This window comes from Verrucosispora sp. WMMA2121, from assembly GCF_027460185.1.
GTDB lineage: Bacteria > Actinomycetota > Actinomycetes > Mycobacteriales > Micromonosporaceae > Micromonospora > Micromonospora palythoicola.
Map to the genome: position 1 here is coordinate 4,015,153 of NZ_JAPZBH010000006.1, position 16,717 is coordinate 4,031,869.

A 16,717-nucleotide genomic window follows, 5' to 3' on the forward strand; every position below is an offset into this window, starting at 1 on the left:
GCGGTGACGGACCGCGGCGTCGATCAGCGGGCCGGCTGCTGCCGGGCCGGATCCTGCCCCACCTTCGGTGGCCGATGTTCGTACGGGGTGGACAGCACCACCGTCGTGCGGGTGGTGACGTTCGCCGACGTTCTGATCTCCTGGAGCACCCGCTCCAGATCCACCGGCCCGGCCACCCGGACCAGCAGCAGGTAGAAATCCTCCCCCGCCACCGAGTAGCAGGAGTCGATCTCCGGCAGGTGCGCCAGCCGCTCCGGCGCGTCGTCCGGCTGCGACGGATCGAACGGCCGGATCGCCACGAACGCCGTCAAGGGCAGATCCAGCGCCTCGAACGAGACCCGGGCGGCGTATCCCTTGATCACCCCGCGCTGCTCCAGCCGCCGTACCCGCTGGTGCACCGCGGAGACCGACAGGCCGACCTTCTCCGCCAGATCCGTGTACGACAGTCGGCCGTCCGCGGTCAGCGCCACCACGATGGCGCGGTCGATCTCCTCCACGGCGTGCAACCTACCGGGTACGACCGGTCGACGCGACCGACAAACCCGCCCGCCGTCGCGTTCGGCGGGCGGATGCTCGCGTACGGTCAGCCCTTCGCCAGTGCCCGGGAGATCACCAACCGTTGGATCTGGTTGGTCCCCTCCACGATCTGCAGCACCTTCGCCTCCCGCAGGTACCGCTCGACCGGATGGTCGGCGACGTAACCGGCGCCGCCGAGCACCTGCACCGCGTCGATGGTCACCCGCATCGCCACGTCCGTGGCGAACAGCTTCGCCTTGGCCGCCTCGATCGAGTACGGCCGACCGGCGTCGCGCAGCCGCGCCGCGGCCAGGGTCAACGCCCGGGCGGCGGAGATCTGGGTGGCGAGATCGGCCAGGGTGAACCCGAGCCCCTGGAAGTCGATGATCGACCGGCCGAACTGCTCGCGTTGCCGGGCGTAGTCCACCGCGTAGTCCAGCGCCGCCTGGGCCAACCCGACCGCGCAGGCCGCGATGCCCAGGCGACCCGAGTCCAGGGCCGACATGGCGATGGTGAACCCCGCCCCGGCGCCGCCGATCAGCCGGTCGGCCGGCACCCGGGCCTCGTCGAAGACGATCTGCGCCACCGGAGAGGAGCGCAGGCCCATGGTGCGCTCGGCGGCCTGCGGGTGCAGGCCCGGTGTGGCACGGTCGGCGAGCAGGCAGGAGATGCCCTTCGGGCCCGGGCCGCCGGTGCGGCAGAAGATGTTGTAGAAGTCGGCCACCCGGGCGTGGGTGATCCACGCCTTGGTGCCGGTGACCAGATAGCCGTCGCCGTCGCGCACCGCCCTGGTGGTCAGCGCCGCGGCGTCCGAACCACCCTGCGGCTCCGACAGGCAGTACGCCCCGAGCAACTCGCCGCCGATCATGTCCGGCAGCAGCTTGCGCTGTTCCTCGCTGCCGAAGGCGGCGACCGGGTAGCAGGACAGAGTGTGCACGCTCACCGCCTCGGCGACCGCGAGCCAGCGGCCGGCCAGGATCTCCAGCACCTGGAGATAGACCTCGTACGGCTGGGCGGCACCGCCGTACTCCTCCGGGTACGGCAGGCCGAGCAGACCAGCCCGGCCCAGCGTGCGCAGCACCTCCCGGGGGAACTCGGCCCGCTGCTCGTGCTCGACCACCTTCGGCGCGAGCTCCCGGTCAGCCAGTTCGGTGGTCAACTCCAGCAGGTCGCGAGCCTCGTCGGTGGGCAGGATCCGGTCGACAGTCATAGCGCGATGAGCTCCGTGGGGATGGTGTTCAGCCGTCGTACGCCGTCCGTCGTGCAGACGACGATGTCCTCGATCCGGGCGCCGTGCCGCCCGGCCAGGTAGATGCCCGGTTCGACGGAGAAGGCCATCCCCGCCGCCAACGCACGGTCGTTGCCGGCCACCACGTACGGCTCCTCGTGGCCGTCCAGACCGATGCCGTGGCCGGTGCGGTGCAGGAACGCGTCGCCGTAACCGGCCGCGGTGATCGGCGCGCGGGCGGCGGCGTCGACGGCCTCGGCGCTCACCCCGGGGCGGACCGCCGCCACGGCGGCGCGCTGCGCCTCGTGCAGCACCGCGTAGTAGTCGACGAACTCGGCGGGTGCCGGCCCACCGCAGACATAGGTGCGGGTGCAGTCGGAGCGGTAGCCCGAGGGCATGGTGCCGCCGATGTCCACCACGACCGGCTCGCCCGCGCCGATCGGCCGGTCGGCCGTGCCGTGATGCGGGCTGGCGGCGTTCGGGCCGGCCGCCACGATGACGAAGTCGACAGTGACATGGCCGGCCGCCCTGATCGCGGCGGCGATGTCGGCGGCCACCTCCACCTCGGTCCGTCCGGGTCGCAGCCACCGCCCCATCCGGGCGTGCACCGCGTCGATCGCCGCGCCGGCCTCGGCGAGCGCCGCCACCTCCGCGGCCGACTTGTGGACGCGCAGCTCCTTCAGGACCGTCGAGGCGAGCCGCTGCCGGGCGTCGGGCAGCAGCGCACGCAGTGCCAGCACCTGCTCGGCCCACATCCGGTCGGCCAGCCCGACCGCGCCGACCGGCCCGCCGAGCGCGGCGGTCACCAGTGGGTACGGGTCCGTGCCGTCCGCGTGGTCGACGATGCGTACCCCGGTGGCCGGCGCCGGCGACGCCTCGGCCGCCGGCCGTTCCAGGGTCGGCACGATCAGCGTCGGCTCGCCCTCGGCAGGCAGCACCAGCAGGGTCAGCCGCTCACCGGCGTGCGCGTCGTAACCGGTCAGGTAGCGCAGGTCGGAGCCCGGGCTGAGCAGCAGCGCGTCCAACCCGGCGGCGGCCACGGCACGCTGCGCGGCGGCCAGCCGCCCCGGCGGATACAGCTCCTCGAACCCCACACCGCTAGCTTAACGGTCGTTTGGGCCAGTCGGCGCCCACGGTGCCGGACCGTCACGACGCACCGGTCAGGAATCGAGAAGCACCGACCAGCCGGACGTCACTAGCTTGACCAGGGTAGATACCCGGCCGGGCAGCCGCTCGGGCCGGTGCGGAGAGGCACCCGGGAGGTTCGTGATGAGTGGAAGCAACTGGATCCGGCAGGCCCATCGGTGGCTGGCGATCGCGTTCACGGTGACCGTCGTCGTCACCTTCGTCGCGCTCGCGCAGGAGAATCCGGTCGAGTGGATCGCCTACCTGCCGCTGCTGCCGCTGGCCCTGCTGATGATCACCGGCCTGTACCTGTTCGTGCTGCCGTACGTCGCCAGGCGGCGCCGCGGGCGAGCCACGGCCGGCGCGAGCTGAGGGCGCCGCGAGGTCAGTCCGTCAGCCAGAGGCAGAACGGGTGGCCGTCCGGGTCCAGGCAGACCCGGACGTCCTCCTGGGGCTGAAAGGCGGCGAGCGTCGCCCCGCAGGCCAGCGCGTGCTCCAGCGCCGCCGGCAGGTCCTGCACACCGATCTCCAGGTGCATCATCATCTGCTGCCGGTCGGGCTGCGCCGGCCAGCTCGGCCGCACGTACGCGCGTTCCCGCTGAAAGGACAGCCCGACCCCACCGTCGGCGGCCCGCAGGATCACGTCGTCGGTCTCCTCGACCGCGATGTCCCAGCCGAGCAGGCGCGCGTAGAAGCGGGCCAGCGCCGCCGGGTCCGGGGTGTCGAGATTCACCGTGGTCAGTGTCAGCCGGGTCGGTACGGTCATCGGGCCCTCCCTCGTCGCGCCGGCGGAACGCACCGCCGACATGCCGTACGTCGTGAACGTCGGTGCGGTGTGCCAGGCTGTCGGGCGTGACAGCGCAGACCCCGATCATGCTCATCGACGCGCCCAGTCTCTACTTCCGGGCGTACTTCGGCATCCCCGAGTCCGCCGCGAAGACCGCCGACGGCCAGCCGGTGAACGCGGTGCGCGGGTTCCTGGACATGCTCGCTCACCTGGTGCGCACCCGACAGCCGGGACGGATGGTGTGCGCGATGGACCACGACTGGCGGCCCGACTGGCGGGTCGCGCTGCTGCCGTCGTACAAGGCGCACCGGGTGGCTCCGGAGGGTGGCGAGGTGGTGCCGGACACCCTCTCCCCGCAGGTGCCGATGATCCTGGAGGTGCTCGACGCGCTGGGGGTGACCGTGGTCGGCGCGACCGGCTACGAGGCCGACGACGTACTGGGCACCCTCTCGGTCACCCAGCCCGGTCCGGTGGAGGTGGTCTCCGGTGACCGGGACCTGTTCCAGCTGATCGACGACGCCCGGGGCGTGCGACTGCTCTACGTCGGGCGAGGGGTGGCCAAGCTGGAGGACTGCGACGACGCCGCCGTGCGCGCCCGCTACGGGGTGCCGGCCGACCGGTACGCCGAGTTCGCCGCGCTGCGCGGCGACCCGTCCGACGGGCTGCCCGGGGTGGCCGGCGTCGGCGAGAAGACCGCCGCCCGGCTGGTCGACAGGTACGGCGACATCGCCGGCATCCTCGCCGCCCTGGACGACCCGGCCGCCGGTTTCGCACCCGGGCTGCGCACCAAGCTCGCCGCGGCCCGGGACTACCTGGCCGTGGCGCCGAAGGTGGTCCGGGTGGCCCTGGACGTGCCGCTGCCACCGCTGTCCACCGAGTTGCCGGCATCGCCGGCCGACCCGCAACGGTTGCTCGACCTGGCCGAGCGGTGGAACCTCGCCGGCTCGACCCGGCGCCTGGTCGACGCGCTCGCCACCCGCACCGCGACGAGCTGACCCGTCCCGGGTCGGCTCAGACGATGAAGCGGAGCCGGCCGCGCCGGGCCAGCAGGTAGCCGAGGGCACCGGCGACGATCAGCACCAGACCGATGCCGACGAGCAGACCGGTCGGGGCACCGGTGATCGGCAGCGAGCCGCCGCCTCCGCCGCTGCCGGAGAGCTGCACCTGGATCTTCGCGGTGTCGTTGGCGGGGTCCAGATCCTTGACCGGGCCGGTGCCGTCGAAGGTGTGCAGCCGGACCGTGCCGCCCTTGCCACCGGCCCGGTCGATCCGTAGGTCGAACTCGAAGCTCAGCCGCTCACCGCGGCTGATCGTGCCGCGCGCCAGACACACGTAGACCCGCGCGCCCGGCTTGCCGGGCTGCCACTCGTCGGCGTCCCGGTCGACACAGGACTGCGGGGCGGTGACCGCGGTGACGTTTGTCGGCAGGGTCACGATGGTCTCGACGTTGAGCCCCCGCTGGCCGTTGGGTCCGGCGCTGGCCGGACCGTTGTTGAGGTACCCGACCCGCATCTCGACCGTGTCGCCGACCGCACCCGTGACGGTGGCCCCCTCGGCGGCCACGTCGCCACGCTGGTCGCCGTCGACGGTCAGCGTGATCCGGGTTTCGTTGTCGTGCGGGTTGGTGTCGGTCTGCCCGAGCGCGCGGGCCTGGGTACCGTCGAGCGGCACCAGCGTCAGCGCCTCGTCGTCGCCCGTCGGGCCGAGCGGCCCGGTCGAGCCCAACCCGGGACGGAACGCCGCCCAGTCGGCGGGGGTGAACCAGACCGCGTTGCTGAGGTGCAGGTTCGGCGCCCAACTGTCGGCCGGGACGGTTCCGCCGAACGTCGGGTCCACCCGCAGCGACTGACCGGGCTCCAGCGAATTGCCGAACGTGCAGGCGAAGCTGCTGTCGTCGAGATCAAGGTCGCTGTACTCGCAGTTCGCGTACCGCTTCGACGGGGTGAACCCGTAGGAGCCGGAGAGGTACAGCACCAACCCGCGCGCGGTCTTCGGACCCCGGTTCAGCACCGTCAGCGGTACCTCGACCCGGCCGCCCAGGCTGCTGTCCAGATCCAGCTTCGGCTCGGCGGCGAGGTCGACCCCTTCGCCGACGGTGACGGTGGACCGGTAGGTCCCGGTGCTCCCGTCGGGCGTGGTGACGGTGAACACCAGTTCACCCTGCTGGCCCGGCTTCGCGTCCGCCGCCGCCCGGACGGCCAGGCTGAACAGCTCCGAACCCCAGTCACTGTCGGTCGTCACCGCGCAGTTGAGGACCGCGCCCGACGCCGTACAGACGTCCGGGTCGTCGCCCTGGTCGACGTCGGCGAAGGCCAGGACAGCGCTGCGGTCCACCCGCACGGTGTAGGTGCCGACCTGCGGGTCACCCTGCAGGCTGACCGAGACCCACTTCTGCGGACCGTCGGTGGCGACGATGACGTTGTTGACGCGTGCCACTGCCGTCGCGGCCGGTTCGGCGGCGGCCGGCACACTGAGGGCCACCGTGGCGAGCACACCGACGACGGCCACGCCGGCAAGCAACCGACGAACAACATGAGTCTGCATGGCTGGTCCCTCAGGAACATGGTGATACCACGACGGGAGCTGAGCCGGGTAAGACTCTCATGGATGCCGCGATCACCGGAAGCAGGTGTACCGCGGGTCGGCCTGACGGATCGGCCACCCGGCCCTACCGGACGGTCCCCTCCCGGTGCGACCCGTCGGTCTCGGACGGCACCAGCGGCGCCTCCAGGACCAGGAAGCAGACCAGCAGCTTGAGGTAGAACAGCAGCGGGAACCAGGCGTAGGCCGGGGCGAGCGGCAGGAAGGTGAGATTGACCAGGACGGCGACCAGGTAGAGCGCCATCGCGATCAGGCGTTTGACGTCGACCGGGGCAGACTCGACCACGACCGCCGCGACCAGCAACAGCGCCGCGTTGGCCAGCAGCCAGGCCGGGTCGGCACCGGCCACCGGGAGCAGGGTCACCACCACCGGGTACGCCAGGTGAGCCGCCACGAAGCCCAACCGCCGAGCCCGCCGGCCGGGCCGGTGATACCAGCGCTTCGCCGCGTTCGTCGCGTTTGTGAGCACGCCACCGACGAGGTCCACGGCGATCACCGCCGTCACGACGATCTCGACGACAGACCAGTGCTCGCCCCGCGCCTGACGCAGGACGTACCCGGCCAGCAGCGACAGCACAAGCAGGTGCGCTCCCGCCTCGGCGAGATTCTCCCGCCGGCTGCGCCCCGGCCCGAAGAACCGATCGGCAGCCCCGGCCAGGCCCGGTCGCGGCGACGGTACCCGCCAGTCGACGCCCACCCCCGGCGGCGCGTCACCGGCCTGGTCCTCGCCGGCCCCGCGTTGCACCTGCCACCCACCTCCCGACCTGCCCCGCGCCCACTTCGGACCCGGCCACGCCGGATCGTCTATGTTTCCGTCTGCGCAGCACGTTAGCTGTCCGAGCATTTGTCGGACCCGGCGGGCGGTCCGGCATCAGTGCCGGCACCGGGAGGCAGCGGCGTTGGCACCGCGGCTCAGGTGACGTGGCGGAGGTAACCGTCGATGGCGGCGGCCAGGATCTGCTCGCCGGGACGCCCCCAGAGCTCGGCGTTGAAGACCTCCACCTCGATCGGGCCGGGGTAGCCGGCCGCGTCGACCGCCTCGCGCAGCCGGCGCAGCTCGATGCAGCCGTCGCCGGGCAGCGCCCGGCCGAGCAGCACCCCCTCCGGCAGCGGGGTGACCCAGTCGCAGACCTGGAACGCGGCGATCCACTCCCCCGCGCGGGCGATCTGGTCGTGCACGGTGTCGTCCCACCACACGTGGTATGCGTCCACCACCACACCGACCACACCCGGGTCGAACCGTTCGGCGATGTCCAGCGCCTGACCGAGGGTGGCGATGACGCACCGGTCGGCGGCGAACATCGGGTGCAGCGGTTCGATGGCCAGGGTCACCCCGGCGGCGTCGGCGTGCGGAGCGAGTTCGGCGATCGCGTCGGCGACCCGGGCGCGGGCGCCGTCGATGTCCCGGCTGCCGGCGGGCAGGCCGCCGGAGACCAGGACCAGCACCGGGGCGCCGAGAGTGGCCGCCTCGTCGATGGCCCGCAGGTTCTGCTCCCGCCAGTCGTCGGCGGTGAAGAACCCACCCCGGCACAGGGTGGTGACCGTCAGCCCGGCGTCGCGGACCAGCTTCGCGGTACGGCCGAGACCATACTCGGTCACCGGCTCCCGCCACAGGCCGATGCTCGGCACCCCGGCGGCGGCACAGCCGGCGACCACGTCGCGTAGCGGCCAGTGCTGGGCGGTGGCCTGGTTGAACGAGAACCGGCGCAGGGCCGCCCGACTCGCCGGGCCGGTCACTGGGTCACTCCGGCCACGGTGAAGAAGGCGCGGGCGCGGGCGGCGGCCAGCTCGGCGTCGGGCAGCAGGCCGGCGGCGTCGGCGAGGGTGAGCAGGGTGCCCAGGTGCTCGGGTGTCCGGCCGGACTGCAACCCACCGACCATCGTGAAGTGCTCCTGGTGCCCGGCGAGCCAGGCGAGGAAGACGATGCCGGTCTTGTAGTACCAGGTGGGTGCGGCGAACAGGTGCCGGGCCAGCGGCACGGTCGGGGCGAAGATCTCGTCGTACCGGGCCAGGTCACCGTGGTCGAGGGCGGCGAGCGCGGCCGACGCGGCGGGCGCGATGGCGGCGAAGACCCCGAGCAGCGCGTCGGAGTGGCCGGACCCGTCGCCCCGGATCAGCTCCGGGTAGTGGAAGTCGTCGCCGGTGTAGAGGCGTACGCCCGCCGGCAGCCGGCGGCGCAACGCCACCTCGCGCCCGGCGTCGAGCAGCGACACCTTGATGCCGTCCACCCGGCGGGCGTGGGCCTTCAGCAGCTCGACGACGGTGTCGGCGGCCAGGTCCAGGTCGTCGGTGCCCCAGTAGCCGGACAGGGCCGGGTCGAACATCGGACCGAGCCAGTGCAGCACCACCGGCTGGTCGGTGGCGTGCAGCAGTTCGTCGTACACCCGCAGGTAGTCCTCGGGGCCGCGGGCGGCGGCGGCCAGGTGCCGACTGCACATCAGCACCGGCACCGCACCGGCGGCCCGCACGTCGTCGAGCTGTTCCCGGTAGGCGGCGGTGACCTCGGCGAGCGTCGCCGGGCCGGGCGGCAACTGGTCGGTGGCGGCCCCGGCGACGATCCGGCCCCCGACGGACCGCGCCTCGGCCGCGCTGCGGCGGATCAGCTCCCGGGTCGCCGGGTAGTCCAGACCCATACCGCGCTGCGCGGTGTCCATCGCCTCGGCCACTCCCAGGCCGTAGGACCACAGGTGGCGGCGGAAGGCGAGGGTACGGTCCCAGTCCAGCACCGCCGGGGCGCCGGGGGTGTTGTCGCCGGCCGGGTCGGCCACCACGTGCGCGGCGGCGTACGCGACGCGGGTGCGCGGCGGTCCCTCGGGGCGCGGATGCCCGCTGCCGCCGGACAACCGGATCCGCCGGCCGCCGGGCAGGGTCACCTCGCTTCGCTCGCTCACAGGGTCAGCTCCGGCACCTCGACGCGGCGTCCCTCGCGGGCCGACAGCAGGCCCAGCTCGGCCAGCTGCACGCCCCGGGCACCGGCCAGGAAGTCCCACGGGAACGGCTCGCCGGTGGCCACGTGCCGCAGGAACGCCTCCCACTGCACCTTGAAGCCGTTGTCGAAGTCCTCGTTGTCCGGCACCTCCGTCCACTGCGACCGGAAGTCCTCGGTGGCGGGCAGGTCCGGGTTCCAGACCGGCTTGGGGGTGACCGCCCGGTGTTGCACCCGACAGCGCCGCAGCCCGGCGACCGCGCTGCCCTCGGTGCCGTCGACCTGGAACTCGACCAGCTCGTCGCGGTGCACCCGGACGCACCAGGACGAGTTGAGCTGGGCGATGACGCCGCCCGCCAGCTCGAAGACGCCGTAGGCGGCGTCGTCGGCGGTGGCCTCGTAGGGCCGCCCGGCCTCGTCGACCCGCCGCGGGATGTGCGTGGCGATGGTGGCGGAGACGGCGCGTACCTCACCGAACAGTTCCGCGAGCACGTAGTGCCAGTGCGGGAACATGTCCACCACGATGCCGCCGCCGTCGGCGGCCCGGTAGTTCCACGAGGGGCGTTGGGCGGGTTGCCAGTCGCCCTCGAAGACCCAGTAGCCGAACTCGCCGCGCACCGAGAGCACCCGGCCGAAGAAGCCGCCGTCGAGCAGCCGCTTGAGCTTGCGCAGCCCCGGCAGGAAGAGTTTGTCCTGCACCACGCCGGTGCGTACGCCGGCCGCCCGGGCGGCACGCGCCAGGTCCAGGGCGGCGGCGGTGTCCTCGGCGAGGGGCTTCTCGGTGTAGATGTGCTTGCCGGCGTCGATGGCCTGCCGGATCGCCTTCTCCCGCTGCTGGGTCACCTGCGCGTCGAAGTAGACCTGGGTGTCGTCGCGGGCCAGGGCGGCGGTCAGGTCGGTGGTCCAGTCGTCCAGGCCGTATCGTTCGGCGATCTCGCGCAGCTTGGCCTCGCTGCGGCCGACGAGGACGAGATGCGGCCAGACGGTGGTGCCGTCGGCCAGCGGCACCCCACCGGCGGACCGGATGGCCAGCAGGGAGCGCACCAGATGCTGCCGGTATCCCATCCGGCCGGTGACGCCGTTCACGATGATGCCGATCGACCTGCGGGTCATGGGGGTCCTTCCGTCGTACGCGCTCGGACCGGGCGAGGTAAGCGCTTTCCCGCCCAGATTAGGCCGCACCTCGGAAGTCAGGCAAGGGCTTACCTGACGACGGTGCGTCCGGCCTCGGCGACCGACGCCGGGCCGCCGCGGCCGGAGCAAATCGCTGGCCACCCCGCCACCGGAACGACGACCATCAGTGGATGGATCGCCAGTCCGACGAGATCGTCGCGTACTACACCGACCGGTACCGCGAGGACCTGCGGCTCGCCGCACGGCCGCAGGCCCGGCTGGAGCGGACCCGCACGGTGGAACTGCTGCGCGAGTACCTGCCCGCACCCCCGGCCCGGATCCTGGACGTCGGCGGAGGCACCGGCGAGTACGCCCGGGCCCTTGTCGCCCTCGGCCACCGGGTACGCCTGCTCGACCTGGTGCCCGCGCACGTCGCCCAGGCCCGCGCCGGCCACCCCGCCGTCGACGCGGACGTCGCCGACGCCCGCGCGCTGCCCGAGCCCGACGCCAGCTACGACGCCACCCTGCTGCTCGGGCCGCTCTACCACCTGCCCCGGCGCGCCGACCGGTGCCGGGCCCTGGCGGAGGCGGTCCGGGTCACCCGGCCCGGCGGTGCTGTCCTCGCCGCCGCGATCTCACGATTCGCCGGGCCGCTGGACTTCGCCGCCACCGGTCGGCTCGACGCCCGGATGGTCGAGGAGGCCGCGGTGCTGCTCACCGACGGCCGGAACGACGCGAGTCTCGGTTTCACCCACGCCTACTTCCACCGGGTCGAGGAACTGCTCGACGAATGCCGGACCGCCGGCCTGTCCGACCTGGCCGTCGACGGCATCGAGGGACCGGCCTGGATCGCCGCCGAGGCGGCCGCGCACGGGCCGATGGCGGAGACCGTGTTCACCGCCGCGTTGCGGCTCGCCCGCGTCTACCGACGCGAACCCGCCCTGGTCGCGGCGAGCGCCCATCTGCTCGCCCGGGGCATCGTCCGCGATCCGTCCGACATCGCGCGGGACCGGCCGGACCGGCCGGCCTGACCTGCGCTAACCGCGCCCCGGAAAAGACCCCGCCCTGCGGTACGGTGTCGCTGGTCGCCGCGACAGCGGCCGGCGCGACGCGTGAGGGGGCGGGTGTGGCGACGCTGTCCGATGTGGCCCGACGGGCCGGTGTCTCACCCGCCACCGCCTCGCGCGTGATCAACGGCAGCAGCAAGCCGGTCACCGAGGAGCTGCGCGAACGGGTGCTGCGCGCCGTCGCCGAGTTGCAGTACGTGCCCAACGCCCACGCCCAACTGCTGGCCCGGTCGCATCGCGGCGCCGTCGGGGTGATCGTGCACGACGTCTCCGACCCGTACTTCGCGGAGATCACCCGGGGCCTGCAACGCGTCGCCACCGACCAGGGCCGGCTGTTGATGATCTGCAACAGCTACCGCGACCCCGAGCGGGAACTGGAGTACGTCGAGCTGCTGCGGGGCCAGCAGGTCGCCGCCATCATCCTGGCCGGTTCCGGGTACCACGACGCCGACTTCACCCGGCTGCTCAACGGCAAGCTCGCCGCGTACGAGGCCACCGGCGGGCGGGTCGCGGTGATCGGCCGCCACGAGCACTCCGGTGACGCGGTGATGCCGGACAACCGGGGCGGCGGCGAACTCCTCGGTCGGGAACTGTGCCGCCTCGGCCACGAACGCATCGGTGTGGTGGCCGGTCCCCGGGTGCTGACCACCATCACCGACCGGCTCGCCGGGCTGCGCGCGGCGCTCGCCGACCACGGCCGGGAACTGCCGGAACACCGCGTCCGGTACGCCGACTTCGACCGCGACGGCGGCGCCGAGGCCACCGCCGCGCTGCTCGACGCCGAGCCGGGACTGACCGCGATCGCGGCGCTCAACGACTCGATGGCCATCGGCGCGCTGGCGCTGCTACGCGCCCGTGCGGTGCCGGTACCGCAGCAGGTGAGCGTGTTCGGCTTCGACGACATGCCGGTGGCCCGGGACGTCACCCCGGCGCTGACCACGGTCCGTCTGCCACTTGTCGAGATGGGTGCCCGCGCGATGGCCCTGGCCCTGGACCCGGGAGCCGCAGGTCCCCGGATCGAGTCGCTCGCCGCCGAACTGGTCCGTCGGGACAGCGCCGGTCCCGCCCCGGGCTGAGCCGGCGGGCCGGTGGCCGACCGGTGCGTACCCGCGCGACGTCGACGACCTGCCGAGGGCTCGTCCATCGGCACCGAAAACGTTATCGTTGCTGATCATCGGTAAGGAGTCTCATGCCCCGCGCGCACCTCACCATCAACCCGGCGTTCACCATCGGGCCGGTCCGTCGCCGGCTCTTCGGCGGTTTCGTCGAGCACCTCGGCCGGCACATCTACGACGGGATCCACGAGCCCGGGCATCCGAGCGCCGGGCCGGACGGATTCCGACGTGACGTCATCGAGCTGGTCAAGGAACTGGGCGTCAGCACGGTCCGGTACCCGGGCGGCAACTTCGTCTCCGGCTACAACTGGGAGGACGGGGTCGGGCCGGTGGCCGAGCGACCGCGTCGGCTCGACCTCGCCTGGCACTCCACCGAGACCAACCAGGTCGGCCTGCACGAGTTCCAGCACTGGCTCGACCTGGTGGGCAGCGAACTGATGTTGGCCGTGAACCTCGGCACCCGGGGCCCTAAGGAGGCCGTCGAGCTGCTGGAGTACACGAACCTGCCGGCCGGAACCGCCCGTGCCGAGCAACGGGCCGCCAACGGTCGGGAGAAGCCGTTCGGCATCGCCATGTGGTGCCTCGGCAACGAGATGGACGGTCCCTGGCAGCTCGGCCACCGCGACGCCACCGACTACGGCAAGCTCGCGTCGATGACGGCCAAGGCGATGCGCCAGGTGGATCAGAACCTGGAGCTGGTCGCCTGCGGCTCGTCCGGCCGCGGCATGCCGACCTTCGGTGAGTGGGAACGCGTCGTGCTGAGTCACGCCTACGACGACGTCGACTACATCTCCTGCCACGCCTACTACCAGGAACACGACGGTGATCTCGCGAGCTTCCTCGCCTCCGGGGTCGACATGGACACCTACATCGAGTCGGTGGTCGCGACCGTCGACCACGTACGCACGGTCAAACGGTCGGCCAAGCGGGTGGATCTCGCGTTCGACGAGTGGAACATCTGGTACATGAGCCGGTGGCAGGAGAAGGCACGTACCTTCACCATCGACGAGTGGCCGGTCGCACCACGCCTGCTCGAGGACCGCTACACCGTCGCGGACGCCGTCGTCCTCGGCGGTCTGCTGATCTCCCTGCTCAACCACGCCGACCGGGTCACCTCGGCGAACCTCGCGCAGCTCGTGAACGTGATCGCACCGATCATGACCGAGCCCGACGGCCCAGCCTGGCGGCAGACGACGTTCTTCCCGTTCTCGGTGACCTCGCACGCCGCCCGGGGCGACGCGCTGCGGGTGCTGGCCGACGCCGACGAGACGACCACCGCGACCTTCGGCTCGGTGCCGGTGGTGGCCGCCGCGGCGACCAGCGACGGCACCGGGCTGTCGGTGTTCCTGCAGAACCGGCACCTCAGCGAGACGACGACGGTGACGATCGACCTGCGCGCCTTCCGGCCGACCGGTGCGGTCTCGGCCCGGGGCGTCTGGGACACCGACGTGCGCGCCGCCAACGACCTGCGCGACCCGCACCGGGTCGGGCTGCGCAACAACGACACCGCGCGGCTCTCCGACGGCCTGCTCACCGTCGAGCTGCCGCCCGTGTCCTGGACCGCGCTGACGATCCCGCAGGCAACCGGGTCCGGCGAGTCCTGACCGTACCCACGGTCGGCTTGTATCCTCCCGCGGTGACCTCGGCGCTCGGGAAGCTGACCCGCCAGCAGCAGACGCTGCTGGCGCGGTGGCTTCCCGGGGCGAGCGTCGAGGCCGATCACAGCTGGGGGTTGGTGGCCACCACGGTCCTCGAGGTGACCTGCGCGGGTGCGCGATTCATCGTCAAGGCAAGCGCCGGGGACGACCACGGCATCCGGCGCGAACTGGACGCCCACGCCAACTGGTTGCGGCCCTGGACCGATGGGGGCCGCGCGCCGATCCTCGTACACGGCGACGCCGACGCGAAGCTGCTCGTCACCCGCTACCTGCCCGGCCGGTTGGTGCTCGGCAGCGAGCACGCCGACGATCCTCGCCTCTACCGGCAGGCCGGCGAGTTGCTGGCGCTGCTGCACGCCCAACTCGTCGTCACCGACGACGACCACGAGCGACGCGAGAACGAGAAGGCCCTGGCCTGGCTGCGCCGACCACATCGGATCGCCGCGCCCACCGTACGGCGGCTACGCGCCGAAATCACCTCCTGGCCGACCCCGTCGGCGTCCCTGGTGCCCACCCACGGTGACTGGCAGCCCCGGAACTGGCTGGTCCACGACGGCGTGCTCGGTGTGATCGATTTCGGTCGCGCCGCGTTGCGTCCCGCGTACACGGACTTCGGTCGGCTGGCCGCCCGGGAGTTCCGTGGTGATCCGAGGCTCGAGGCAGCCTTCCTCGACGGGTACGGGCCCGACCCCCGTGAGCCGCACGCGTGGCACCGCACCCGGATCCGCGAGGCGATCGGCACCGCGGCATGGGCGTACCGGGTGGGCGACGAGGCGTTCGAGGCCCAGGGCCACCGCATGATCGCCGAGGCGCTGCGCGACGTCCCGGGCGTACACCGCCCCTGACCGGGAGTCGCATCATGATCGCCGGGATCACTCGTGCGGCACGATGTGCCGGAGCGCGTCGGGGCGGGCCGCCGCCTCCGCCATCAGCCGGGCCAGCCCGGCCCGGGTCGCCACCACCGTGATCTTCTCTCCGGGACGCAACCGCCGTCCGTCCGCGACGGTCGCCGGTAGCTGACTGCCGACGAGGTTCGTCAACCGCAGCAACCATGCCTCGCCCGGCCGACGCAGATCACCGACGGTCATCCGGGCCAGCAACGAGCGCTCGCCGACCGTCGTCTCGGCGACCAGCAACACCCGCCGGGCGACGGGAATCGCCTCCAGTTCGTGACCCAGCATCCGCGCGACGAACGACGGCACCGCGAGATAGCTGACACTGCGGGAGATGGTGAGGTCGAAGGCGCGCTGCACCTGGTCGGCGAAGTCGCCGTCGAAGAGCCGCAGCACCACCCGCAGATCGGCCCGAACGGCGCGGCCGACCAGCGCGGTCTCCAGATTCGTCACATCGTCCGCAGTGAGTACGACAAGTGCGCGGCTGGTCGCCAGCGAAGCAGCTAGCAGCGTCTCTCGGCGACTCGCGTCCCCGACGATCAGCGGAATCCGCAGTTCCCGCACAGCCGACACACCGCGCGCGTCCGCCGAGCGGTCGATGGCGATCACGTCGACCCCGAGGGCGTGCAGACCTTCGACCACGTGGCTGCCGACCCCGCCCAGCCCGACCACGATGACGTGTCCGCTGGCCCGTCTCGGCAGGGAACCGTCCGCCACCTCCAGTCGTACCTTGATCACTGCGTCCACCACGGCGCCGGTGAGCAGCGGAATCAGGGCGATGCTGGCGATGGTGAGGACAACCAGCGTCACCTTCTCCACCCCGGTGGCGGTCGGCTCGACGTCCGCGCCACCCAAGGTAGCCAGGACCGCCTCGAAAAAGGCCTGGGACCAGGTGGTCGCCGGACGACTCAGGGCGAGCACGGCCGCAGCGACGAGCAGCAGTCCGAGGAAGACGCCCAGGACGACGCGGATCCGGCGCCAGACCCGGCCCGCGATCGTTCCGAGCGGGTAGCCGTGGGTCATCGGACGGCGGCGGGACGTCTCCGGCCGCCAGGGTGCCACGGCGGCGAGCACCAGGTCGGCCTCGTGCTGGCGGGCCGGCAGTACCTCGACCTCGTCGCCGTGCCGGCTGATCGCCAGGCCACAGACCACCTCGTGCTCACGCACCTCGTCGCGTCCGGCGACGAACATCGTGCCGTCGCGTAGGCCGTGCCGAGGAGTGGCCTGGCCGACGGCGGCGGAGACGAAGGCCGGCGCGGCCAGCGCCCCGTCGGACAGAACGGTGCAGTAGGGCAGTTGGTCGAGCCCTCGGCTCAGTCCGGTGTTGAACATCCGCACCACGATCCGCAGCGTCGGGTGCAGGTCGTGGGCCTGGAGCGCGGCCTCGATGTTCGCCACGTCATTGCGGTCGACCAGGGCCAACGCGTCGGCCGCGCCCAGCCCGGCCGTCTGGTAGGCGTCGGCATCCGGTCGCTCCGCCACGATGAACCGGACGCCGGGCAGCCGGGCGATGCGTCGACCGTACCGGGATGTCCGGGACCGCAGGATCACCGTGACCCGACCGCCGTGCCGGTTGGTGAGTTCGTCGGCGAGCCGGTAGGCCAGGCTGTCGTCGCCGCAGATGACGAAGCGACGTGGCTCTTCCGGCTCCGGCTGAACCGGCGATCCGGACTCCGGGACCAACACGC

Annotated in this window: 16 protein-coding genes; 6 read left to right on the forward strand and 10 right to left on the reverse strand. The window is 72.5% G+C overall.

The window, feature by feature from the left end; all coding sequences use genetic code 11:
• Positions 1-23: 23 nt before the first annotated feature.
• The 3 genes from O7605_RS26995 to O7605_RS27005 all read right to left on the reverse strand — a co-directional run bounded on the left by O7605_RS26995 (position 24) and on the right by O7605_RS27005 (position 2,838).
• The gene (locus O7605_RS26995) at positions 24-497 is read right to left on the reverse strand and encodes an Lrp/AsnC family transcriptional regulator (RefSeq protein ID WP_269741772.1); all 474 of its coding nucleotides are present in this window, start codon (positions 495-497) and stop codon (positions 24-26) included.
• A gap of 86 nt (positions 498-583) precedes the next feature.
• Positions 584-1,726, reverse strand: a complete 1,143-nt coding sequence (locus tag O7605_RS27000; RefSeq protein WP_269741773.1) for an acyl-CoA dehydrogenase family protein — start codon at positions 1,724-1,726, stop codon at positions 584-586.
• The gene (locus tag O7605_RS27005; protein ID WP_269741774.1) at positions 1,723-2,838 is read right to left on the reverse strand and encodes a M24 family metallopeptidase; all 1,116 of its coding nucleotides are present in this window, start codon (positions 2,836-2,838) and stop codon (positions 1,723-1,725) included. The genes O7605_RS27000 and O7605_RS27005 overlap by 4 nt, the downstream gene beginning before the upstream one ends.
• Before the next feature lie 175 nt (positions 2,839-3,013).
• On the opposite strand from O7605_RS27005, the gene O7605_RS27010 reads away from it, so the two are divergent.
• Positions 3,014-3,241, forward strand: a complete 228-nt coding sequence (locus tag O7605_RS27010) for a hypothetical protein (RefSeq protein WP_269741775.1) — start codon at positions 3,014-3,016, stop codon at positions 3,239-3,241.
• 13 nt (positions 3,242-3,254) lie between these two features.
• Here O7605_RS27010 and O7605_RS27015 read toward each other — a convergent pair whose 3' ends face one another.
• Complete coding sequence (locus O7605_RS27015) at positions 3,255-3,635, reverse strand: VOC family protein (protein ID WP_269741776.1); 381 nt, start codon at positions 3,633-3,635, stop codon at positions 3,255-3,257.
• A 107-nt stretch (positions 3,636-3,742) separates the two neighbouring features.
• Between O7605_RS27015 and O7605_RS27020 the strand changes: the two genes are divergently transcribed.
• Complete coding sequence (locus tag O7605_RS27020; protein WP_269742762.1) at positions 3,743-4,651, forward strand: 5'-3' exonuclease; 909 nt, start codon at positions 3,743-3,745, stop codon at positions 4,649-4,651.
• Between the two features lie 16 nt (positions 4,652-4,667).
• Here O7605_RS27020 and O7605_RS27025 read toward each other — a convergent pair whose 3' ends face one another.
• From O7605_RS27025 to O7605_RS27045, 5 genes are all read right to left on the reverse strand, one after another.
• Positions 4,668-6,200, reverse strand: coding sequence for a cell wall anchor protein (locus tag O7605_RS27025; RefSeq protein WP_269741777.1), 1,533 nt, complete (start codon positions 6,198-6,200; stop codon positions 4,668-4,670).
• 124 nt (positions 6,201-6,324) lie between these two features.
• A complete protein-coding gene (locus tag O7605_RS27030) occupies positions 6,325-7,002 on the reverse strand; it encodes a hypothetical protein (RefSeq protein ID WP_269741778.1) in 678 nt (225 codons plus the stop codon).
• A 167-nt stretch (positions 7,003-7,169) separates the two neighbouring features.
• A complete protein-coding gene (locus O7605_RS27035; protein WP_269741779.1) occupies positions 7,170-7,994 on the reverse strand; it encodes a sugar phosphate isomerase/epimerase family protein in 825 nt (274 codons plus the stop codon).
• Complete coding sequence (locus tag O7605_RS27040; protein ID WP_443083970.1) at positions 7,991-9,148, reverse strand: dihydrodipicolinate synthase family protein; 1,158 nt, start codon at positions 9,146-9,148, stop codon at positions 7,991-7,993. Before O7605_RS27040 ends, O7605_RS27035 begins: the two co-directional genes overlap by 4 nt.
• Complete coding sequence (locus O7605_RS27045) at positions 9,145-10,296, reverse strand: Gfo/Idh/MocA family protein (protein ID WP_269741780.1); 1,152 nt, start codon at positions 10,294-10,296, stop codon at positions 9,145-9,147. The genes O7605_RS27040 and O7605_RS27045 overlap by 4 nt, the downstream gene beginning before the upstream one ends.
• 191 nt (positions 10,297-10,487) lie before the next feature.
• On the opposite strand from O7605_RS27045, the gene O7605_RS27050 reads away from it, so the two are divergent.
• The 4 genes from O7605_RS27050 (at position 10,488) to O7605_RS27065 (ending at position 14,981) form a co-directional block, all read left to right on the forward strand.
• Positions 10,488-11,327, forward strand: coding sequence for a class I SAM-dependent methyltransferase (locus O7605_RS27050; RefSeq protein WP_269741781.1), 840 nt, complete (start codon positions 10,488-10,490; stop codon positions 11,325-11,327).
• Positions 11,328-11,422: 95 nt separating this feature from the next.
• Positions 11,423-12,439: a LacI family DNA-binding transcriptional regulator gene (locus tag O7605_RS27055; RefSeq protein WP_269741782.1), complete on the forward strand. Its 1,017-nt coding sequence runs from the start codon at positions 11,423-11,425 to the stop codon at positions 12,437-12,439.
• A 113-nt stretch (positions 12,440-12,552) separates the two neighbouring features.
• On the forward strand, positions 12,553-14,082 hold the full coding sequence (gene arfA, locus O7605_RS27060; RefSeq protein WP_269741783.1) for an arabinosylfuranosidase ArfA: 1,530 nt from the start codon (positions 12,553-12,555) through the stop codon (positions 14,080-14,082).
• 32 nt (positions 14,083-14,114) lie between these two features.
• Positions 14,115-14,981, forward strand: a complete 867-nt coding sequence (locus O7605_RS27065) for an aminoglycoside phosphotransferase family protein (RefSeq protein ID WP_269741784.1) — start codon at positions 14,115-14,117, stop codon at positions 14,979-14,981.
• Between the two features lie 27 nt (positions 14,982-15,008).
• On the opposite strand, the gene O7605_RS27070 is transcribed toward O7605_RS27065, so the two are convergent.
• A complete protein-coding gene (locus tag O7605_RS27070) occupies positions 15,009-16,715 on the reverse strand; it encodes an NAD-binding protein (protein WP_269741785.1) in 1,707 nt (568 codons plus the stop codon).
• Positions 16,716-16,717 lie beyond the last annotated feature (2 nt).